Annotated in this window: 18 protein-coding genes; 10 read left to right on the top strand and 8 right to left on the bottom strand. The window is 67.2% G+C overall.

Annotated elements, in window-relative coordinates:
* Window positions 1-9: 9 nt before the first annotated feature.
* Window positions 10-1,704 (bottom strand): L-lactate permease, encoded by a 1,695-nt coding sequence (locus ACZK39_RS00160; RefSeq protein WP_463612201.1) that lies wholly within the window; start codon window positions 1,702-1,704, stop codon window positions 10-12.
* Window positions 1,705-1,810: 106 nt separating this feature from the next.
* On the opposite strand from ACZK39_RS00160, the gene ACZK39_RS00155 reads away from it, so the two are divergent.
* Window positions 1,811-2,503 carry a FadR/GntR family transcriptional regulator gene (locus ACZK39_RS00155; protein WP_459054347.1) on the top strand — a complete coding sequence of 231 codons (693 nt, stop codon included), beginning with the start codon at window positions 1,811-1,813 and terminating at the stop codon, window positions 2,501-2,503.
* A 1-nt stretch (window position 2,504) separates the two neighbouring features.
* On the opposite strand, the gene ACZK39_RS00150 is transcribed toward ACZK39_RS00155, so the two are convergent.
* Genes ACZK39_RS00150 through ACZK39_RS00140 form a run of 3 tightly spaced genes read right to left on the bottom strand, consistent with a single transcriptional unit; the run spans window position 2,505 to window position 6,527 of the window.
* A complete protein-coding gene (locus ACZK39_RS00150; protein ID WP_463612200.1) occupies window positions 2,505-2,996 on the bottom strand; it encodes a beta-class carbonic anhydrase in 492 nt (163 codons plus the stop codon).
* A 35-nt stretch (window positions 2,997-3,031) separates the two neighbouring features.
* The gene (locus ACZK39_RS00145; RefSeq protein ID WP_463612199.1) at window positions 3,032-5,473 is read right to left on the bottom strand and encodes a DNA gyrase/topoisomerase IV subunit A; all 2,442 of its coding nucleotides are present in this window, start codon (window positions 5,471-5,473) and stop codon (window positions 3,032-3,034) included.
* Window positions 5,474-5,498: 25 nt separating this feature from the next.
* Window positions 5,499-6,527 (bottom strand): App1 family protein phosphatidate phosphatase, encoded by a 1,029-nt coding sequence (locus ACZK39_RS00140; RefSeq protein ID WP_459054349.1) that lies wholly within the window; start codon window positions 6,525-6,527, stop codon window positions 5,499-5,501.
* A gap of 36 nt (window positions 6,528-6,563) precedes the next feature.
* Here ACZK39_RS00140 and ACZK39_RS00135 point away from each other — a divergent pair, with 36 nt between their 5' ends.
* From ACZK39_RS00135 to ACZK39_RS00120, 4 genes are read left to right on the top strand one after another with little or no spacing between them, the layout of a single operon-like run.
* Window positions 6,564-7,127: a DUF5998 family protein gene (locus ACZK39_RS00135; RefSeq protein ID WP_370586093.1), complete on the top strand. Its 564-nt coding sequence runs from the start codon at window positions 6,564-6,566 to the stop codon at window positions 7,125-7,127.
* Window positions 7,127-8,248, top strand: coding sequence for an alkaline phosphatase family protein (locus ACZK39_RS00130; RefSeq protein ID WP_459054350.1), 1,122 nt, complete (start codon window positions 7,127-7,129; stop codon window positions 8,246-8,248). Before ACZK39_RS00135 ends, ACZK39_RS00130 begins: the two co-directional genes overlap by 1 nt.
* The gene (locus ACZK39_RS00125) at window positions 8,245-9,489 is read left to right on the top strand and encodes a glycosyltransferase (RefSeq protein WP_463612198.1); all 1,245 of its coding nucleotides are present in this window, start codon (window positions 8,245-8,247) and stop codon (window positions 9,487-9,489) included. Before ACZK39_RS00130 ends, ACZK39_RS00125 begins: the two co-directional genes overlap by 4 nt.
* The gene (locus ACZK39_RS00120; RefSeq protein WP_182782848.1) at window positions 9,482-10,132 is read left to right on the top strand and encodes a thymidine kinase; all 651 of its coding nucleotides are present in this window, start codon (window positions 9,482-9,484) and stop codon (window positions 10,130-10,132) included. The genes ACZK39_RS00125 and ACZK39_RS00120 overlap by 8 nt, the downstream gene beginning before the upstream one ends.
* 18 nt (window positions 10,133-10,150) lie before the next feature.
* On the opposite strand, the gene sepH is transcribed toward ACZK39_RS00120, so the two are convergent.
* Window positions 10,151-11,029 carry a septation protein SepH gene (sepH, locus tag ACZK39_RS00115; protein WP_182799743.1) on the bottom strand — a complete coding sequence of 293 codons (879 nt, stop codon included), beginning with the start codon at window positions 11,027-11,029 and terminating at the stop codon, window positions 10,151-10,153.
* Window positions 11,030-11,210: 181 nt separating this feature from the next.
* Here sepH and ACZK39_RS00110 point away from each other — a divergent pair, with 181 nt between their 5' ends.
* Complete coding sequence (locus tag ACZK39_RS00110) at window positions 11,211-11,507, top strand: DUF4193 domain-containing protein (RefSeq protein WP_182782846.1); 297 nt, start codon at window positions 11,211-11,213, stop codon at window positions 11,505-11,507.
* A gap of 29 nt (window positions 11,508-11,536) precedes the next feature.
* Here the strand turns inward: ACZK39_RS00110 and ACZK39_RS00105 are convergent, their stop codons facing one another.
* Complete coding sequence (locus ACZK39_RS00105) at window positions 11,537-11,830, bottom strand: DUF4235 domain-containing protein (protein ID WP_182782845.1); 294 nt, start codon at window positions 11,828-11,830, stop codon at window positions 11,537-11,539.
* A 60-nt stretch (window positions 11,831-11,890) separates the two neighbouring features.
* Here ACZK39_RS00105 and ACZK39_RS00100 point away from each other — a divergent pair, with 60 nt between their 5' ends.
* From ACZK39_RS00100 to ACZK39_RS00085, 4 genes are read left to right on the top strand one after another with little or no spacing between them, the layout of a single operon-like run.
* Window positions 11,891-12,340, top strand: a complete 450-nt coding sequence (locus ACZK39_RS00100; RefSeq protein ID WP_459054352.1) for a DUF3093 domain-containing protein — start codon at window positions 11,891-11,893, stop codon at window positions 12,338-12,340.
* Window positions 12,341-12,351: 11 nt separating this feature from the next.
* A complete protein-coding gene (gene dut / locus ACZK39_RS00095; protein ID WP_182783101.1) occupies window positions 12,352-12,780 on the top strand; it encodes a dUTP diphosphatase in 429 nt (142 codons plus the stop codon).
* 9 nt (window positions 12,781-12,789) lie between these two features.
* Window positions 12,790-13,482 carry a DUF3710 domain-containing protein gene (locus tag ACZK39_RS00090; protein WP_370585734.1) on the top strand — a complete coding sequence of 231 codons (693 nt, stop codon included), beginning with the start codon at window positions 12,790-12,792 and terminating at the stop codon, window positions 13,480-13,482.
* Between the two features lie 4 nt (window positions 13,483-13,486).
* The gene (locus ACZK39_RS00085; RefSeq protein ID WP_459054353.1) at window positions 13,487-13,852 is read left to right on the top strand and encodes an OB-fold nucleic acid binding domain-containing protein; all 366 of its coding nucleotides are present in this window, start codon (window positions 13,487-13,489) and stop codon (window positions 13,850-13,852) included.
* Here ACZK39_RS00085 and ACZK39_RS00080 read toward each other — a convergent pair.
* Both ACZK39_RS00080 and ACZK39_RS00075 read right to left on the bottom strand, forming a co-directional pair.
* Window positions 13,840-14,511 (bottom strand): potassium channel family protein, encoded by a 672-nt coding sequence (locus tag ACZK39_RS00080; RefSeq protein ID WP_182782842.1) that lies wholly within the window; start codon window positions 14,509-14,511, stop codon window positions 13,840-13,842. The genes ACZK39_RS00085 and ACZK39_RS00080 overlap by 13 nt on opposite strands.
* Before the next feature lie 7 nt (window positions 14,512-14,518).
* Window positions 14,519-15,166 carry a potassium channel family protein gene (locus tag ACZK39_RS00075; protein ID WP_459056572.1) on the bottom strand — a complete coding sequence of 216 codons (648 nt, stop codon included), beginning with the start codon at window positions 15,164-15,166 and terminating at the stop codon, window positions 14,519-14,521.
* Between the last annotated feature and the right edge of the window lie 74 nt (window positions 15,167-15,240).

Here is a 15,240-nt window from a genome sequence, read left to right as displayed (position 1 = left end):
GCCTTTCGATCAGGGGAGCAGCCAGCTGAGCACTGGCGTGGACATCAGGCCTGAGATCAGGCACAGGAGGGCGAGGAGGATGATGCTCCACTTGATGATGCGCCGCAGGATGACGGATTCGGCTCCGGCGATGCCGATGGCAGTGGCGGCGACTGTGAGGGACTGCGGTGAGATCATCTTGCCCACCACGCCGCCGGCGGCGCTTGAACCGACCAGGAGTGCCCGCATGTCCTCGGTTCCGAGATGGCTCCCGGGGCCGATCTCGGCGCCGACACTGGATTGCAGGCCGGAGAAGAGGATGTTGGCCGAGGTGTCGGAGCCGGTGACGTAGACGCCGATCCAGCCGAGCACCGGAGCCACGAACGGGTAGACCATCCCGGCACCGGCGAAAAACAGGCCCAGGGCGAGGGTCTGTCCCGAGTCGCCCATCACGTAGGCGAGCGCCACCACCGAGCCGATGGTCAGCATGGCGAACCTCAGCTTCTTCACATTGGCCCACAGCACCCGGAAGATGTGACCGAGCGACATGCCATAGATCAGGCCCGTGACAACGGCCACGAGGGCCAGCAGGATGCCGGGGGTGGACGCCCAGGCCAGGGTGTAGGTCTGGTGAGTGGCTGGGTCCCCGGCCACGTTGAGCATCTCCGACAGGCCCGGCCAACGGATCTTGATATCGGTGCTGACGAGGGCCGCCTTGACCGGCGGGAGGGCAGCGAGGCCGAAGACGACGATCACGAGGATGTAGGGCACCAGGGACATCACGATCCGTCGGCCGGTCAGCGCCGCCGCGCCGACGTCGGAGGTCATCGTGTGCCGGTCGTGGCCTTCGACGGTGGTGTCGAGAGGGATTCCGATCCGCTCGGTGGCTTCTTCACCACCGGTGGGATGCCACACCTTGAGGAAGACGATGGCCACACCCACGCTGGCGACCGCCGCGAACACCTCGGTGAGGTTCCAGAGGGGGCTGGCGGAGGCGATCCACTTCGTCACCCCGAAGCTGAGTCCCACCACGAGACCGAACGGCCACACCTCCTTGAGGCCGCGCCTGCCGTCCATGACATGGAGCAGAAGGAACGGCACGACGAGGCACAGCATCGCCGTGATGCGACCGGTGATGGGAGAGATGGCGAGGACATCGTCGAAGCCGCCAGTCTTGGCGGCCATCAGAACGGGGAGGCCGACCGCACCGAAGGCCACAGGGACGGTGTTGGCGAGCAGCGCGATCATCGCCGAGCGCAGGGGGGAGAACCCGATCGCCACGAGCATGGCGGCGGTGATCGCCACTGGCGCCCCGAACCCGGCGAGGGCCTCGAGCAACCCGCCGAAGCTGAAGGCGATGAGCAGGGCCAGCACGCGGGGATCGTCGCTGATGAGGAAGAACGTGCGGCGAAGGTCCTCGAAGCGGCCCGAGGCCACCGTCACCTCGTACATCCAGATGGCGGTCAGCAGGATCCACACGATGGGGAAGATGCCGTAGACGAACCCGTGCGCGCTGGTGGCCAGAGCCGTCGTGACCGGCATGCCGAACGCGGTGACCGCCACCACGAGGGCCAGGGCCCAGGAGAAGGGGCCGGCGTGGTGTGCCTTCCAGCGGAGGAGCCCGAGCGTGACCAACATGGCGACGACCGGAATCACCGCCACGAGGGCTGACAGCCACTGGGCACCAAGGGGATTGGTGACTGGTTGGAAGGTTTCCAAGAGCATTTGCTGAACTCCGTCGTTCATATGGTCAGACCAAAATATTCTGGTCTGACCATACGGTGGCGATGGCACCCATGTCAAGACTTTCCCTGTGCGCCACAATGGGTCAATGACCGCCGGCGGATTCGACACAGCCCTGGACTTCCTGACAAGTGAGATCCTGGCAGGGAGGGTCAGCAAGGACGCGAGGCTCCCGAACGAGCGGGAGCTGGCCACGCAGCTGGGGACCAGCCGCAGCGCGGTGAGGGAGGCGATCAAGGTCCTGCAGGCGCAGGGGGTGATCACCTCCCACACCGGTCCAGGGCGGGGAACCCGCGTGGCCGCGAGTCAAGGTCCGGCGCTGGGGCGGATGCTCAAGCTGCACGTCGCCTTGGACGCGATCTCCTTCGACGAACTCACCGAGACGCGCGTGGTGCTGGAGCGAGCTGCTGCGGAGGCGGCTGCGGTCCACGCGGACGACGCGTCGCTGGCGGACCTGGGCAGGCTGGCCGAGTCCATGGTCGCGGTCTCGGACACCGCGCGGTTCAACGAGCTCGACACGGCATTTCACGTCGCGATCGCCGGCCTGGGCGCCAACCGGCTGATCCGCGACATGACCATCGCGATCCGCGAAGCGGTGGCACGGCCCATCCTCGGGGCCGAGGAGCGGATCCCGAACTGGGAGGCGCTGCGGCTGCGGCTACTGGCGGAGCATGCGGGCATCCACCGCGCGCTCAGCGCCCGCGACGGCGCCAACGCGGCCAACCTCTGCGAGGCACACATCCGAGGAGCACACCGGGTGTTGCTGCCCGGCTCACGGTGACTCAGATCACCTGCGTGAGCAGACCCGTGTCCACGTCGTACATGAAGCCGCCGACCTCTGCCTGACCCTTGATCAGCGGATGGTTGTTCACCATGTCGACGTCGGCCCGCAGCCGTGCCTGCTGGTCGGGGCTGGCGCCGAACGAGATCCAGGAGGTGTCGATCCCGGTCTTGGCGGCGATCACCCTGCGAATGTCATCGTCCGTGCCCGAGGCCATCGCGCAGCGAGTGTGCGGCACGATCATGATCCGGTCCACATGCAGCAGCTGAACGCTCAGGACACAGCCGGTGAGGACCGAGGAGGAGACGCGGCCTCCGGGCGAGCGCAGGATCTTCGCATCGCCCAGCCGGAGTCCAAGCATGGCGAGCGGCTCGATCCGGGAATCCATGCAGGTCACCATGGCGACGCCGGCCTGGGCGATGCCGTCGAAACCGCCGTCGGTGAACCCGTCGGCATAGGCCAGGTTGCTGGTGAGCAGATCCTCGAAGCTCATGATGGGCCTCCCTTCCGTCCGTGATGCTACCGGTCCTACCCCCTCGCAGAGCCGCGTCCTGCGAGTGCGGCCACCGGCTGGGACAGTGGTGCGCCAGAGCCGTCGCGGCGACCGTGAGCGGTCGGCAGCTCTACGGGAGAGCCGCTCGCAGCGGCCGCGACCACCGGTGCTGCGCCGATGGCGGCGATGAGAAGAGTGTCTTCGCCCCTGAGGAAGCGGTGAGCACGCACGCCCGCGGTGGCCCTCCCCTTGGCCGGGAACTCGCTCATCGGGGAGACCTTCGCCATACCCGACTCGGTGCCGGGCAGCGAGGAGGACGATCCCGAGATGGTCACCGCCTCGTCCGCGGCCGGGTCTGTCGCACCGAACCAGATGACGCGGGCCTCCGGCGCCAGCTTGATGCCTGCCATCCCGGCGCCGGAGCGGCCCTGGGGGCGCACAGACGAGGCGGGGAAGTGGAGCAGTTGCGCGTCGGAGGTGATGAAGGCGAGGTGGGCCTGCTCGTCGGCCAGTTCGACGGCGCCGATCAGTTCATCGCCGTCCTTGAGCGCGATGACGTCCCAGGCGTCCCTGGTCAGGACCTCCGTCGTGACGCGCTTGACGACGCCACGGGCGGTGCCCACGGCCAGGCCAGCGGTTTCCCCTCCGAGCGTGGTCAGACCAAGTGGGCGCTCGCCGGCCGCCAACGGCCAGAGCTCGTGCGCTGGGCTACCGCCCTGGAGGCTCGGGGCCGACGCGGTCAGGGGCACGGTCGGCAGCTCGATCGAACGGCAGCGGATCAACCGACCTCTGTTGGTCACCACCGCGAACTCGCCGTGGGCCGTGGTCTTCACGCGGGAGACGATGACGTCGTGCGGGGCCCGCCCATCGGGGGAGAGGTCGTGTTGTGCGTCCGTTCGCGCCACCAGGCCGGATCCGCTGAGCAGCACCCAGCACGGGTCGTCTGCCACCTCCAGAGGGGCGGCCGCCGTCGGGGCGCCACCAGAGGAGGCGAGCAGCACGGTCCGGCGAGGGGTCCCGAACTGCTTGGCCACGTCTGCCAGCTCGCTGCTGACGACGCGACGCAGCACTGTGTCGTCGTCGACGATGTCGCGGAGTCCGGCGATGAGGTCGGACAGCTCGGCAGCCTCCTTCTCAAGCTCGATCGTGGAGAAACGCGTCAGCCTGCGCAACTGCATGTCCAGGATGTAGTTGGCCTGCGTCTCGGTCAGGTCGAAGGCCACCGTGAGCCTGCCGCGTGCCTCGGCCGCGTCGGCGGACGAGCGGATGATGGCGATGACGTTGTCGATATCGGCGATGGCGACCATCAGCCCCCGCACCAGATGGAGGCGGTCCTCGGCCTTCCTGAGCTGGAACTGGGTGCGCCGAAGCGTCACCTCCAGTCTGTGCGCCAGGAAGACCTCGAGCATCTCCTTCAGGCTCAGTGTGCGGGGCTGTCCCTCGACCAGCGCCACCGCGTTGATGGCGAAGGTGTCTTCCAGTTTGGTCACCTTGAACAGTTGCTCCAGCAGCGCCTCGGGGTTGATCCCGTTCTTCACCTCGATCACCAGGCGGGTGCCGTTGGCCAGATCTGTGAGGTCCTTGACGTCGGCGATGCCGGTCAATCTCTTGTCGTCGACTGCCTTCTTGATCTGCTCAATGATCTTCTCGGGGCCCACCATGTAGGGCAGCTCGGTGGCGATGATTCCCATCCGTCGGGCCGAGACCTTCTCGATGCGTGTGGTCGCCCGGTGTTTCAGCGTGCCGCGGCCGGTGGCGTAGGCATCACGGATCCCGTCGAGCCCCACGATCTTTCCACCGGTGGGGAAGTCCGGTCCGGGAATGTGGCGCATCAGGTCCTCGAGCCCGATGTCCGGGTTGCGGATCAGTTGCTGCAGCGCCGCCACCACCTCGATGAGGTTGTGGGGGGCGATGTTGGTGGCCATCCCGACGGCGATCCCGGTGGCGCCGTTGACGAGCAGGTTCGGGAAGGCCGCCGGCAGTACGACGGGCTCCGACTCCTTGCCGTCGTAGTTGGCCTTGAAGTCGACGGTGTCCTCGTCGAGTCCGCGGGTCATGGCCACGGCGGGGGTGGCCATCCGGCACTCGGTGTAGCGCATCGCGGCGGGGCCGGCGTCCAGCGAGCCGAAGTTGCCATGGCCGTCGATCAACGGCAGGCGCATGGACCACGGCTGGGCCACCCGCACCAACGCGTCGTAGATCGCCCCGTCTCCGTGCGGGTGCAGAAGGCCCATCACCTGACCCACCACGCGGGCGCACTTGACGTGCCCGCGATCCGGGCGGATGCCCATGTCGTCCATGGCGAAGAGAATCCGTCGCTGCACAGGCTTCAGCCCGTCCCGCGCATCTGGAAGAGCGCGGGAGTAGATGACCGAGTAGGCGTACTCCAGGAAGCTGGTCTCCATCTCCTCGGTGACGTTGACGTCGAGGATGTGCTCGTCCTCGAAGGTCTCGTCGTCGATCGTCGGCTTGGCCATGGGGCCGCCTCCTCGCCTGGGTCCGCTACAGCAACCCGCGCAGCCTATCGCCCAATCCGTCGCCGTCCGGGGCGCGCACCTCCGGCGCCATGTCCGGCTCCCAGCGCTCCTCGGTGGCGGGGACCTTCATCGGGAGGCCATGGGCCAGTGTGTGCTCGCCGGGCGTGAGCTGACGGATGGCGCGGGCCCGTACGTGCTCCGGCTGCAGCGCGGCGAACTCGGCGTAGAGGTCCGGATCGTGCTGCCCGTCGTCTCCCACCAGCAACCACCTGATCTGGGGAAGGTCGCGGGCCAGCTCCCGCAGGCATCGGCGCTTGTGATCCGGGCCGCTGCGGAACCAGCCAGTGTTGGTGGGCCCCCAGTCCGTGAGGAGCATCGCTCCTTGGGGGATCCCGTGGCGGGCGGTGAACCGTTGGATCATCGGGTAGGTGTTCCACGCGCCGGTGGAGACGAAGATGATGGGGGAGCCAGGATGGGCGGCGAGGAGCTGCTGGTAGAGCCTGGCCATGCCCGGAACTGCCTGACGAGCCTGTTCGGTGACGACGAACGAATTCCATGCGGCCACCATCGGACGAGGGAGCCAGGTGGACAAGATGGTGTCGTCGATGTCGCTCACGATCCCGAAATCGACGTCGTCGGCGATCACCTGCAGGCTGGCCAGGGCCGAGGATCCGCCCGCGCCCTCGAGCGTGACCGAGTGCCAACCCGGTGGCAGCCCGGGGTTGCGGACCCGCACGTCGATGTACCCGCCCCGGTCGGCATGGACCGGGATCCGGACATCGCCGATCACCACGGTGATCCTGGCCCCGACTTTCGCTGAGCCCAGGAAGTTGCGCCAACCCCGGCGATAGATCAGCGCAGAGGCAGCCTGGACGATCCCGAGGTCAGCCGACGGGCGCAGCACCACTCGACCGAGGATGCGCAACTGCTCCGAGGTGCCGTAGCCGGTGAAGGCGAGGATCGACTCCTCCCACCCTCGCTTGTTGAGGGCGCGATTGACCAGAGAGTTGATCCGATCCTCGATCCGGGCGGCGATGAAGGGGCGGGAAGCCATGACCCCAAACCTAGTGCAACGTGCCAGAATGGGCGGGTGCCTGAGTCCGTCGAGATCGTCAATGCCCTGCCGCCGCAGCTCCTGGCCGAGATCGCAGAGTGTGGGTTCTACCCCAGTCTGGTGGCAGAGACGGTGGCGCTGGGGCTGGGCCAGCGGGAGCTGCTCGATTTCCTCGTCCAGCACGAGGCCACCTTTGCCGGGCACGAGCTCCACCGCCACATGACTGTGCTGGTGCGCACCGCGCGGCAGCTGCTGATCTGCCACATCGACGAGGGTGAGGGCGCTCAGACCGAGGCGGTGGCCACTGCCGAGGTGGTGGCGTTGCGGGCGGTCGATTCCGTCGTGGTGACGCGCGCACTGCAGGATCCGGAGAACCGCTCCGGGCTCAGCGAGGCGTGGCTGACGATCGTGTGGGGAGCTGCGAGGCGCGTGGACCTCGGCCCCGCGGCCTGCGAGGATCCAGCCTGTGAGGCGGACCACGGGTACACGGGCGTGATCCAGCCCGACGACATCACGGTCCGGATGAGCCCCCAGGCCGACGGAGACAACGCGCGTCGGCTCGTCGCCTTCGGCGTTCGTCTGCAGGCGGTGGTCGGCTGATGCGCTCAGACTTCGTGGAGCCCCGCTACGAGGATCTGGCGCTGGCCAACCTGCTGCCCAGCGTTATGGCCACGTTGGACGCGACAACGCCGATCATCGCGCTTCCGCGGGCGCGCAGGTACGTGCTGCTGCTGGTTGACGGACTTGGCTGGCATCAGCTGCTGGAGTTCGGCGATCACGCTGAGACGATGTCGCGCCTCGCGCGTGACGCGCCGAGGCTCACCTGCTCGGTGCCCTCCACGACGGCCACGTCGCTGACCTCGCTGGGTTGCGGGGTGCCCACTGGCGAGCACGGCATCGTGGGGTACACCTTCTTCGAACCCAGCGTCTCGCGCGTCATCAACGCGCTCACCTGGGAAGGTGGGCCGGAGGATCTGGGTACCTTCGCCCAGACCCCCACGCTCTTCCAACGCCTCGCTTCGTCGGGTCGTGGCTCCGCGGCAGTGACCCTCGGACGCTTTGCGGGAAGCGCTCTGACCCGCCTCGCGTTCGGCGGCAGCAGGCTCTTCCCTGTCGCCGTGGAGGGAGCCGCCGAGGAGTTCTCCGGACTCGTGCTCGAGGCCCTCGAGACTGCCGAGGTGGTCTACGGCTACGAGCGGATGCTGGATCACGACGGCCACGGCCACGGCGTGGGCTCCTGGCAATGGCTGGAACGCCTGGCGATGGTCGACGATCTGGTGACGCACCTGGTCGAGGCGCTCCCAGCAGATGTCTGCCTGCTCATCACGGGTGACCACGGCATGGTCAACGTGCCGTCGGGGTCCCGTGTGGTGGCGGAGGACGAGCCGAGGCTCGCGGGCTATTCGTTCCTCGGCGGCGAGCCGCGGTTCCGGCACATCCATGGCGAGGACCCGCGCGCACTCGCCTGGGCCTGGGAGAGCGTACTGGGCGAGCGGGCACATGTGCTGCGGCGGGAGGAGGCCATCGAAGCGGGGTGGTTCGGACCGCAGGTGACGGGGTTGAGCGCGGCCAGGATCGGTGACGTCGTGGCTGCGATGACGTCGGACTACGCGGTCATGAGCAGGCAGAGTCCGGGGGAATTCAGCCTCGTCGGCATGCACGGGTCGCTCACAGCCGCCGAGATGGAGGTCCCGCTTCTCATGCACGGCGGTGGCCGGTGAGGTTGCGCATAGCCATCCTCATCGACGACTTCTATCCCTCATCCGGGGGAATCGGACGTTCAGTCGAGACCCAGTTGGAGGAGCTGACGGCACTGGGTCACGAGGTCACCCTGATCGCGCCGGACCGGCACCTGCAGAAGCCGCGGATCGGGCGCGTCATCGAGTGCCCCACCCTGTACGTGGAGGGACTGCCCGCGCATCTGAGCATCCTCCACTGGTCGAAGAGACGGGCGCGCCTCATCAGCGAGGTGGCGACCTTCGATGTGGTGCACACCCAGACCGAGCGGGGGGCCCTCGGACTCGGCGCCCGGATCGCACGGCTTCAAGGCATCCCGCATCTGCACACCTTCCACGCCAACATCGCAGGCACCCACCAGACCGTCTACGGGGCAACCTTCGGCACCCTCGGATACCAGGCACTGATTCTGCCCGGCCTCCGCATTGCGCGCGGCGGTGGTCCTGCCCCGTCGACGAGGCTGCCAGCCTCCACCAGTGAGACGGGTGGCCTGGCCGCCCGCACCGATTGGAGATCATTCGCCACGATCGCGCAGCTGGCCGACGCCTACACGGTGCCGTCGCCATTCATGCGCGACCTGATCGATGAGGCCGCGGGAAGGCGCCTGCCTGGCTACGTGGTGCCGACGGGATACAACCGCCGGATGAAGCGGGCGATCGACGAGGCCCCCCGCGAACGTGGCGACGACGCGGTCCGGTTCCTCTCGGTGGGCAGGCTGGCGAAGGAGAAGCGGCTCGATGTGATGATCAAGGCGTTCCGGCGTGCCGCGCTTCCCCGCGCCGAGCTCGTGATCGTCGGTGACGGCGACCAGCGCGACAGACTGAAGGCGCTCGCGAGGGGATGCGACTCGATCGACTTCCGGTGGCACCTGTCATCCACATCCGCCCTGGCCTACGAGTTCCGCAACGCGGACGCCCTGGTGCTGAGCTCCTACCGCTTCGATTCGCAGGCGCTGGTCATCGCAGAGGCCGTCTCCGCGTCACTGCCGGTGATGTACTGCGACGATCGGCTGACGGTGGGGGTTTCGCCGCGGACCGCGCTCCTCACCGGTCCCGACGTGACCTCCATGGCCCAGGGATTCCGTACCTTGGCGGACGGCCCCTTGAGGGCATCCATGGCGTCTGCCTCGGCTGAGCTGATGCCCGATCTGGCTCCGGCGAGGATGGCCGAGCTGTACGTCGAGGCCTACACGGACCTCATCGAGCGAAAGGCGACGCGTGGCTGAGCTCGTGTTCCACACCGGACCCATGGACAGCGGCAAGTCCACGTTGGCGTTGCAGTTGGACTACACGCGGTCGTCCCACGGTCGCCAAGGCCGGGTTTTCACCTCGCAGGACCGCGCGGGGGAGGGAGTGATCGCCTCCAGGCTGGGCCTCAGCGCTCCGGCCCTGGAGGTGCACGACGGCTTCGATTTCTGGCGCTACGTCATCTCTGAGCTGACCACCGGCAAGCGCGTGGACTACCTCGTCTGCGACGAGGCGCAGTTCTACAGTCCCGAGCACATCGATCAGCTGGCGCGGATCGTCGACGAACTCCAGCTCGACGTCTACGCCTTCGGGATCCTGTCAGACTTCAGGACCAGGCTGTTCCCAGGCGCTCAGCGCCTCATCGAACTAGCCGACAGGGTGGAGACGCTGCCCCTGGGGCCCCTGTGCTGGTGCGGGTCTCGGGGCACCCACAACGCGCGCACGGTGGGCGGGCTGATGGTGACGGAGGGATCCCAGGTGGTGGTCGGCGACACCGGCGACGGGGCCGAAGTGCGCTACGAGGTGCTGTGCCGGGCACACCATCGTCGTCGGATGACCTCCACCCGAGCCAAGGCGACCCTGACGGCGGAACCACTGCCCTTCGATCCCGACGACTTCTAGTGTCCTGACAATGGACTTCTACGAGGGTGTGGGCCCGCCGAACATGATCTCGTCCCAGGTGGGGATCTTGGCTCTCCGCCGGCGTGGCCGGGGCTTCTGGGGCTCTTCTCCGGCGTCCACCAGCGGCTCCTGAGCAGGCTCCGCGTCCTCGGCGACGGGCGGGGACGCCTCGGATGCGTCGTCGGAATCCGGCAGGGCTGCGTCCTCGAGCTCCTCCTCCGCGGACTCGCTGAGCCGTGCCTCGCGGGGCGCCTCATCATCCAGGATGCCGGTGTAGATGCGCACCGAATCTTCGCTGATGCCGCTGAGCATGTCGTAGAGGCGATCGAGCTGGGACGTGTCCTCGTTCCCGTCGTGCATCAGTTCTGAGGCCGGCACGTCGTCCCCAGGCGCCCCCGACTCGGAGACGGAGATGGCCCGGACCAGCGCCATCTCGTCAGTGAAATCGACGGTGTTCTCTTCGCCAGTCAGTGCGTCCGCGGACTCCTCGCCGATCATCCAGCGTGCATCCGAATTGTGGGCCACGCAGATGCGGGCCTTGGTGTCGAAGATGAACTCGGCCGAGCGGGACTCCACATCCAGTGCGAGCCGGCCCAACAGTCGCCACTTGAGATCCGGCTGCCTCCAGGCGTCCCACTCGATGGCATCGGCGTCGATGCCCCTGGACCTCAACCGCTGCCCGATCAGATCCCCCAACCGCCTGTGCGTCCCTGCCTCGCCACGCCGTCGGACGGTGGCCGTCTGCGCAGACTGGGCCACATGCTCGCGCTCCGCCAGCACAGGGCCCGCGAAGGCCTCGATGCGCTCGATCTCCATGCCCGTATCCTCGGCGACCTCAGCCACTGAGGCGCCCGAGCGAATCCGCAGCTGGATTTCGCGGGGGGTCAGAGCATTCACTATTGTTCCTCGTCCGGTCAGGTTATTTCCCACAACTTACCAGCGCCCCACCCGCCCGGGCGTCATCTGCTTGCGTGGCCGCGCACAATGGTGTCGAGGCGAGGGCCGGGCCGGGATACCACGAGGGCTCCCGATGTGATACACATAGCCCCGTTCGCGGCACAGGAAGGAATACTGACGGATGGCAACCGATTACGACGCACCCCGCAAGACCGATGAGGAAATGAGCGAGGACTCCATCGAGGAGCTCAAGACCCGTCGCAACGACAAGAACTCGGGCAAGGTTGACGAGGACGAGGTCGAGGCTGCCGAATCGTTCGAGCTTCCAGGTGCGGATCTCTCCCACGAAGAGCTCACAGTTCGCGTTCTCCCGCGCCAGGCCAACGAGTTCACGTGTGCGTCATGCTTTCTCGTGAAGTCCCAGAGCCAGCTCGCGGAGGTCCGCGGAGGGCAGAGCTACTGCGTCGACTGCGTCTGAGCGGCTCCACCTGTCCTCAGGGGTGGGCGTCACAGGTCCAGTTTGTTGCGCAGCTTGCTTGGGCCCTGGTGGGCGAATGTGGTCACCCAGCGCCGTTGAATGAAGCGGTTGATGACGATCTGGGACATGCCCACTCCAAGTCCGCTGGCCGCCGCCCAGATGAACGCCCTCGCCATCGGGGTCTCGGGATCGTTGATGTCCGGGACCGGCTCGCCCGTGGACGCCTCCCACACCTTGGTGACCAGCTTCTGGGCGACCAGGGTGGTGAGCGCGCCGAGCACTCCGGCGTAGAGCTTCCACATGAGCTTCTCAGTCAGGGCCATGGGGTTCCTTTCGATCGGACCAACACTGCCACCTTAAGTGCTTCGAGGTACTGTGGAAAGGTGACCTACCGCGAACGTCTGCACGTGCCTTGGTGGTGGGCGGTGATCGCCCTTCTCTTCTGGCTCAGCCTCGCCGTGGCGGTTGTGGCCTATGTCCCGCTGCAGCCGGCCGTAGCCTTCTCCGTCCTGGCCGCCGTCGGCCTCCTGCTCGCGCTGGTGGCGTACAGCCGTACGCTCGTCGCCGTCGACCACGACGCTCTCATTGCCGGACGGCACCGGCTGACGCGCGAGTACATCGCCGGCGTGGTGCCGTTGAGTGGCTCGTCGGCCCGCACTGCCTACGGTCCCGAGGCTGATCATCGCGCCTTCCTGTTCACCCGCCCGTTCATCACCGATCTGGTACGCGTGGACCTGGCGGATCCGGCGGATCCGCATCCGTACTGGCTGGTGAGCACTCGTCACCCCGAGGAGTTGGCGGCAGCCCTCGAAGCAGTCAGGGGGAATCCGTGATCGTCGAAGCGATGGTGAGCCCCGGGCAGTTGCCGACCTACGCGCATCCAGGCGACGCCGGGGCTGATCTGAGGGCCGCAGAAGACGTGGTGCTCCGTCCCGGGGAGCGGTCACTGGTCGGCACGGGAGTTCGTGTCGCGCTGCCGTCCGGGTATGTCGGCCTCGTCACACCAAGGTCGGGTCTGGCCGCCCGGCACGGCCTCAGCATCGTCAATGCACCAGGAGTCGTCGACTCCGGGTATCGCGGCGAGATCAAGGTCTGCCTCATCAACCTGGACCCCGAGAAGCCCATCAGCCTCAGCGCGGGGGACCGCATCGCCCAACTGGTGGTGATCCCGTTCGTCGGCGCCTCGTTCACCGCCGTCGACACCCTCGATGACACCCCCAGAGGCACGGGTGGCTATGGTTCTACGGGCGGATTCTCCACCTCCACCGAGTAAGGGACAGCAGTGATTTTCGGACGCAAGAAGCGCAGCGAAGACCTCGACGACGACATCGAGCAGATGACCGACGTCGAAGCGGAGCAGGAGGACGACGAACTCCCGCTAGGAGACTCCGAGCGCTGGGACGCCGAGTTCACCCGTGCGGAAGGCCCTTTCGACATCTCCGAGGTGGACCTGGAAGCCGACGCGGACGAGGTCAGGCGCCTGGACATGGGACCCCTGATTCTTACGCCCTTCCAGGACATGACGCTGCAGCTGCAGGTCAACCGCGAGACCAATCAGGTGCAGTCGTTGCTCGTCGGGGATGGTCGATCCGCGCTGGAGGTGGCAGTGTTCGCCGGACCGGCCAAGTCGTCGATGACCGGCGAGATCCGCGACGAGGTGATCGAGTCCACCCGTCAGCAGGGGGGCCGCTGTCAGGCTGTGAAGGGACCGTTCGGCACCGAGCTGCGGCGCGCGCTTCCGGTCAAGGACCAGAACGGGAATCCCGCGATGCATCTGTCGCGGACATGGCTGGTGCCTGGACCCGGCTGGGTCCTGAGGGGGGTCCTCCTCGGCAAGGCCACCTTCGAACCCGACGACGAGGAGATCGCGCTCCATCTGTTCGAGTTCTTCAGCAACCTGGTGGTGCGTCGCGGCAACACCCCGGCCGCGCCGGGCAGTCTGCTGCCGATGCGGGTGCCTGAGGCGAAGGGCTGATCCCGTGGGCAAGCATTCGGTGGCTGATCGACTGCGGCGCTACTTTCTCTCCCACGAGGAATTGGAGGCCCGTGAGCTGCTGGAGCAGGCCGAGGACAGCGGAGCCCAACCGCTGACCTCGTGCCAGATGCGCTCACGCGTCGTTCTCCAGGGAACCATCACCGCCGTCACGTCGGATGCGCAACACGGATGGCTCGAGGCCGAAGTCAGCGACGGCTCAGGCACAGTGAAGCTCGTCTGGATGGGACGCAGCAGGCTGGAGTGTCTGCTCCCGGGCAAACACATCCGGGTCGACGGCCGCCTGGCCCAGGCAGATGGGGTTTGCGTGATGTACAACCCCGACTTCGAGATCGTGCCTCAGTCGTCGTAGACGTCGGTGGCGAACATCGCCGCCAGATCCGCCTCGGACTCCTGCGTGACCAGGAACAGCAGCTCGTCGCCGCCCTCGAAGGCGCGATCGCGCTCGGGGGTCAGGGGAGCGCCGTCCCGGATGACGGCCACCAGGACTGTGTCGCCCGGTAGCTCAACGTCTCTGAGTCTGCGGCCGGCCAGATGCGACGACTGCGGGAGCGTCACTTCGGACAAATGGGTGGTCGACTTGTTGAAGGTCAACAGCCGAACCAGATCCCCCGTGGAGACAGCCTCCTCCACCAACGCCGACATCAGGCGCGGGGTCGACACGGAGACGTCCACCCCCCACTGCGCGTCGAACAGCCATTCGTTGCCGGGATGGTTGACCCGCCCCACCGTGCGTGGCACCCCGAACTCGGTCTTGGCCAGGAGCGAGTGGACGAGATTCACCTTGTCGTCTCCTGTGGCGGCGATGGCCACGTCGCAGTTCTCAAGCTCGGCCTCCTCCAAGGACTGCAACTCGCAGGCATCGGCCTGGAACCAGTCCGCCCCCGGCACCGAGTCCGGCTTGATGGCCGCCGGATCGCGCTCGATGAGGAGGACCTGATGCCCGTTGGCGATGAGTTCCCGGGCGATGGACCGGCCCACGTTTCCGGCCCCGGTGATGGCGACGCGCATGACTCTCCTAGTGCTTGGCCGGGGGATAGGCGAAGAGCGTCTCCAGCTCATCGGTGCGGTCCGTGTGACACGCGATGTAGATCAGATCGCCGTCCTGGAAGATGGTGTCGCGGTCCGGCACCAGCCCGCGACCCACGCGCTGCACGAAGGGGATCGGAGACCCGGCCGCTGACTGCAACTCGCTGATCCGTCGTCCCACCCATCCACTGTGGACGTGGATCTGGAGCAGGCGGGCGGTCCCTGTGGGGTCCCGCCAGACGGGCTCGCTTCCCTCGGGCAGGAGCCGACGCAGCACCTGCGTGACGGTCCACTTCACCGTGGCCACCGTCGGAATGCCCAGACGCTCGTAGACGGCTGCCCGACCCTGGTCGTAGATGCGCGCCACAACGTTGTCGATGTGGTAGTTCTCCCGAACCACGCGGGCGGCGAGGATGTTTGAGTTGTCGCCGGAGGACACCGCCGCGAATGCGTCGGCCTTGCGGATCCCCGCGGCCTCGAGGACCTCGCGGTCGAACCCGACGCCCTTGATGGTCAGGCCCTTGAAGTCCTGACCCAGGCGGCGGAACGCATCCACGCTGACGTCGATGATGGCGACGCTGTGGCCACGCTTCTCGAGGCCGGTGGCAAGCATTGAGCCCACCCGGCCGCAGCCCATGATGACGATGTGCACCCTATGACTCCTTCGGCGGCTTCTCGCAACAGAACCTACACCCCAGGGGAGGAGGGCTG

The organism is Tessaracoccus luoxuelianae (assembly GCF_055326245.1).
Note: the sequence above shows the minus strand (reverse complement) of the source record. Positions and strands in the feature narration are given on the sequence as shown.

What these genes read in the sequence shown, in the direction of transcription:
- ACZK39_RS00130 (WP_459054350.1), top strand. Translation starts at nt 7,127, where the DNA reads ATGCGCTCAGACTTCGTGGAGCCCCGCTACGAGGATCTGGCGCTGGCC.
- ACZK39_RS00160 (WP_463612201.1), bottom strand. Translation starts at nt 1,704, where the DNA reads ATGCTCTTGGAAACCTTCCAACCAGTCACCAATCCCCTTGGTGCCCAG.
- ACZK39_RS00110 (WP_182782846.1), top strand. Translation starts at nt 11,211, where the DNA reads ATGGCAACCGATTACGACGCACCCCGCAAGACCGATGAGGAAATGAGC.
- ACZK39_RS00150 (WP_463612200.1), bottom strand. Translation starts at nt 2,996, where the DNA reads ATGAGCTTCGAGGATCTGCTCACCAGCAACCTGGCCTATGCCGACGGG.
- ACZK39_RS00145 (WP_463612199.1), bottom strand. Translation starts at nt 5,473, where the DNA reads ATGGCCAAGCCGACGATCGACGACGAGACCTTCGAGGACGAGCACATC.
- ACZK39_RS00155 (WP_459054347.1), top strand. Translation starts at nt 1,811, where the DNA reads ATGACCGCCGGCGGATTCGACACAGCCCTGGACTTCCTGACAAGTGAG.
- ACZK39_RS00105 (WP_182782845.1), bottom strand. Translation starts at nt 11,830, where the DNA reads ATGGCCCTGACTGAGAAGCTCATGTGGAAGCTCTACGCCGGAGTGCTC.
- ACZK39_RS00080 (WP_182782842.1), bottom strand. Translation starts at nt 14,511, where the DNA reads ATGCGCGTCGCCATCACCGGGGCCGGAAACGTGGGCCGGTCCATCGCC.
- ACZK39_RS00075 (WP_459056572.1), bottom strand. Translation starts at nt 15,166, where the DNA reads ATGGGCTGCGGCCGGGTGGGCTCAATGCTTGCCACCGGCCTCGAGAAG.
- dut (WP_182783101.1), top strand. Translation starts at nt 12,352, where the DNA reads ATGGTGAGCCCCGGGCAGTTGCCGACCTACGCGCATCCAGGCGACGCC.
- ACZK39_RS00140 (WP_459054349.1), bottom strand. Translation starts at nt 6,527, where the DNA reads ATGGCTTCCCGCCCCTTCATCGCCGCCCGGATCGAGGATCGGATCAAC.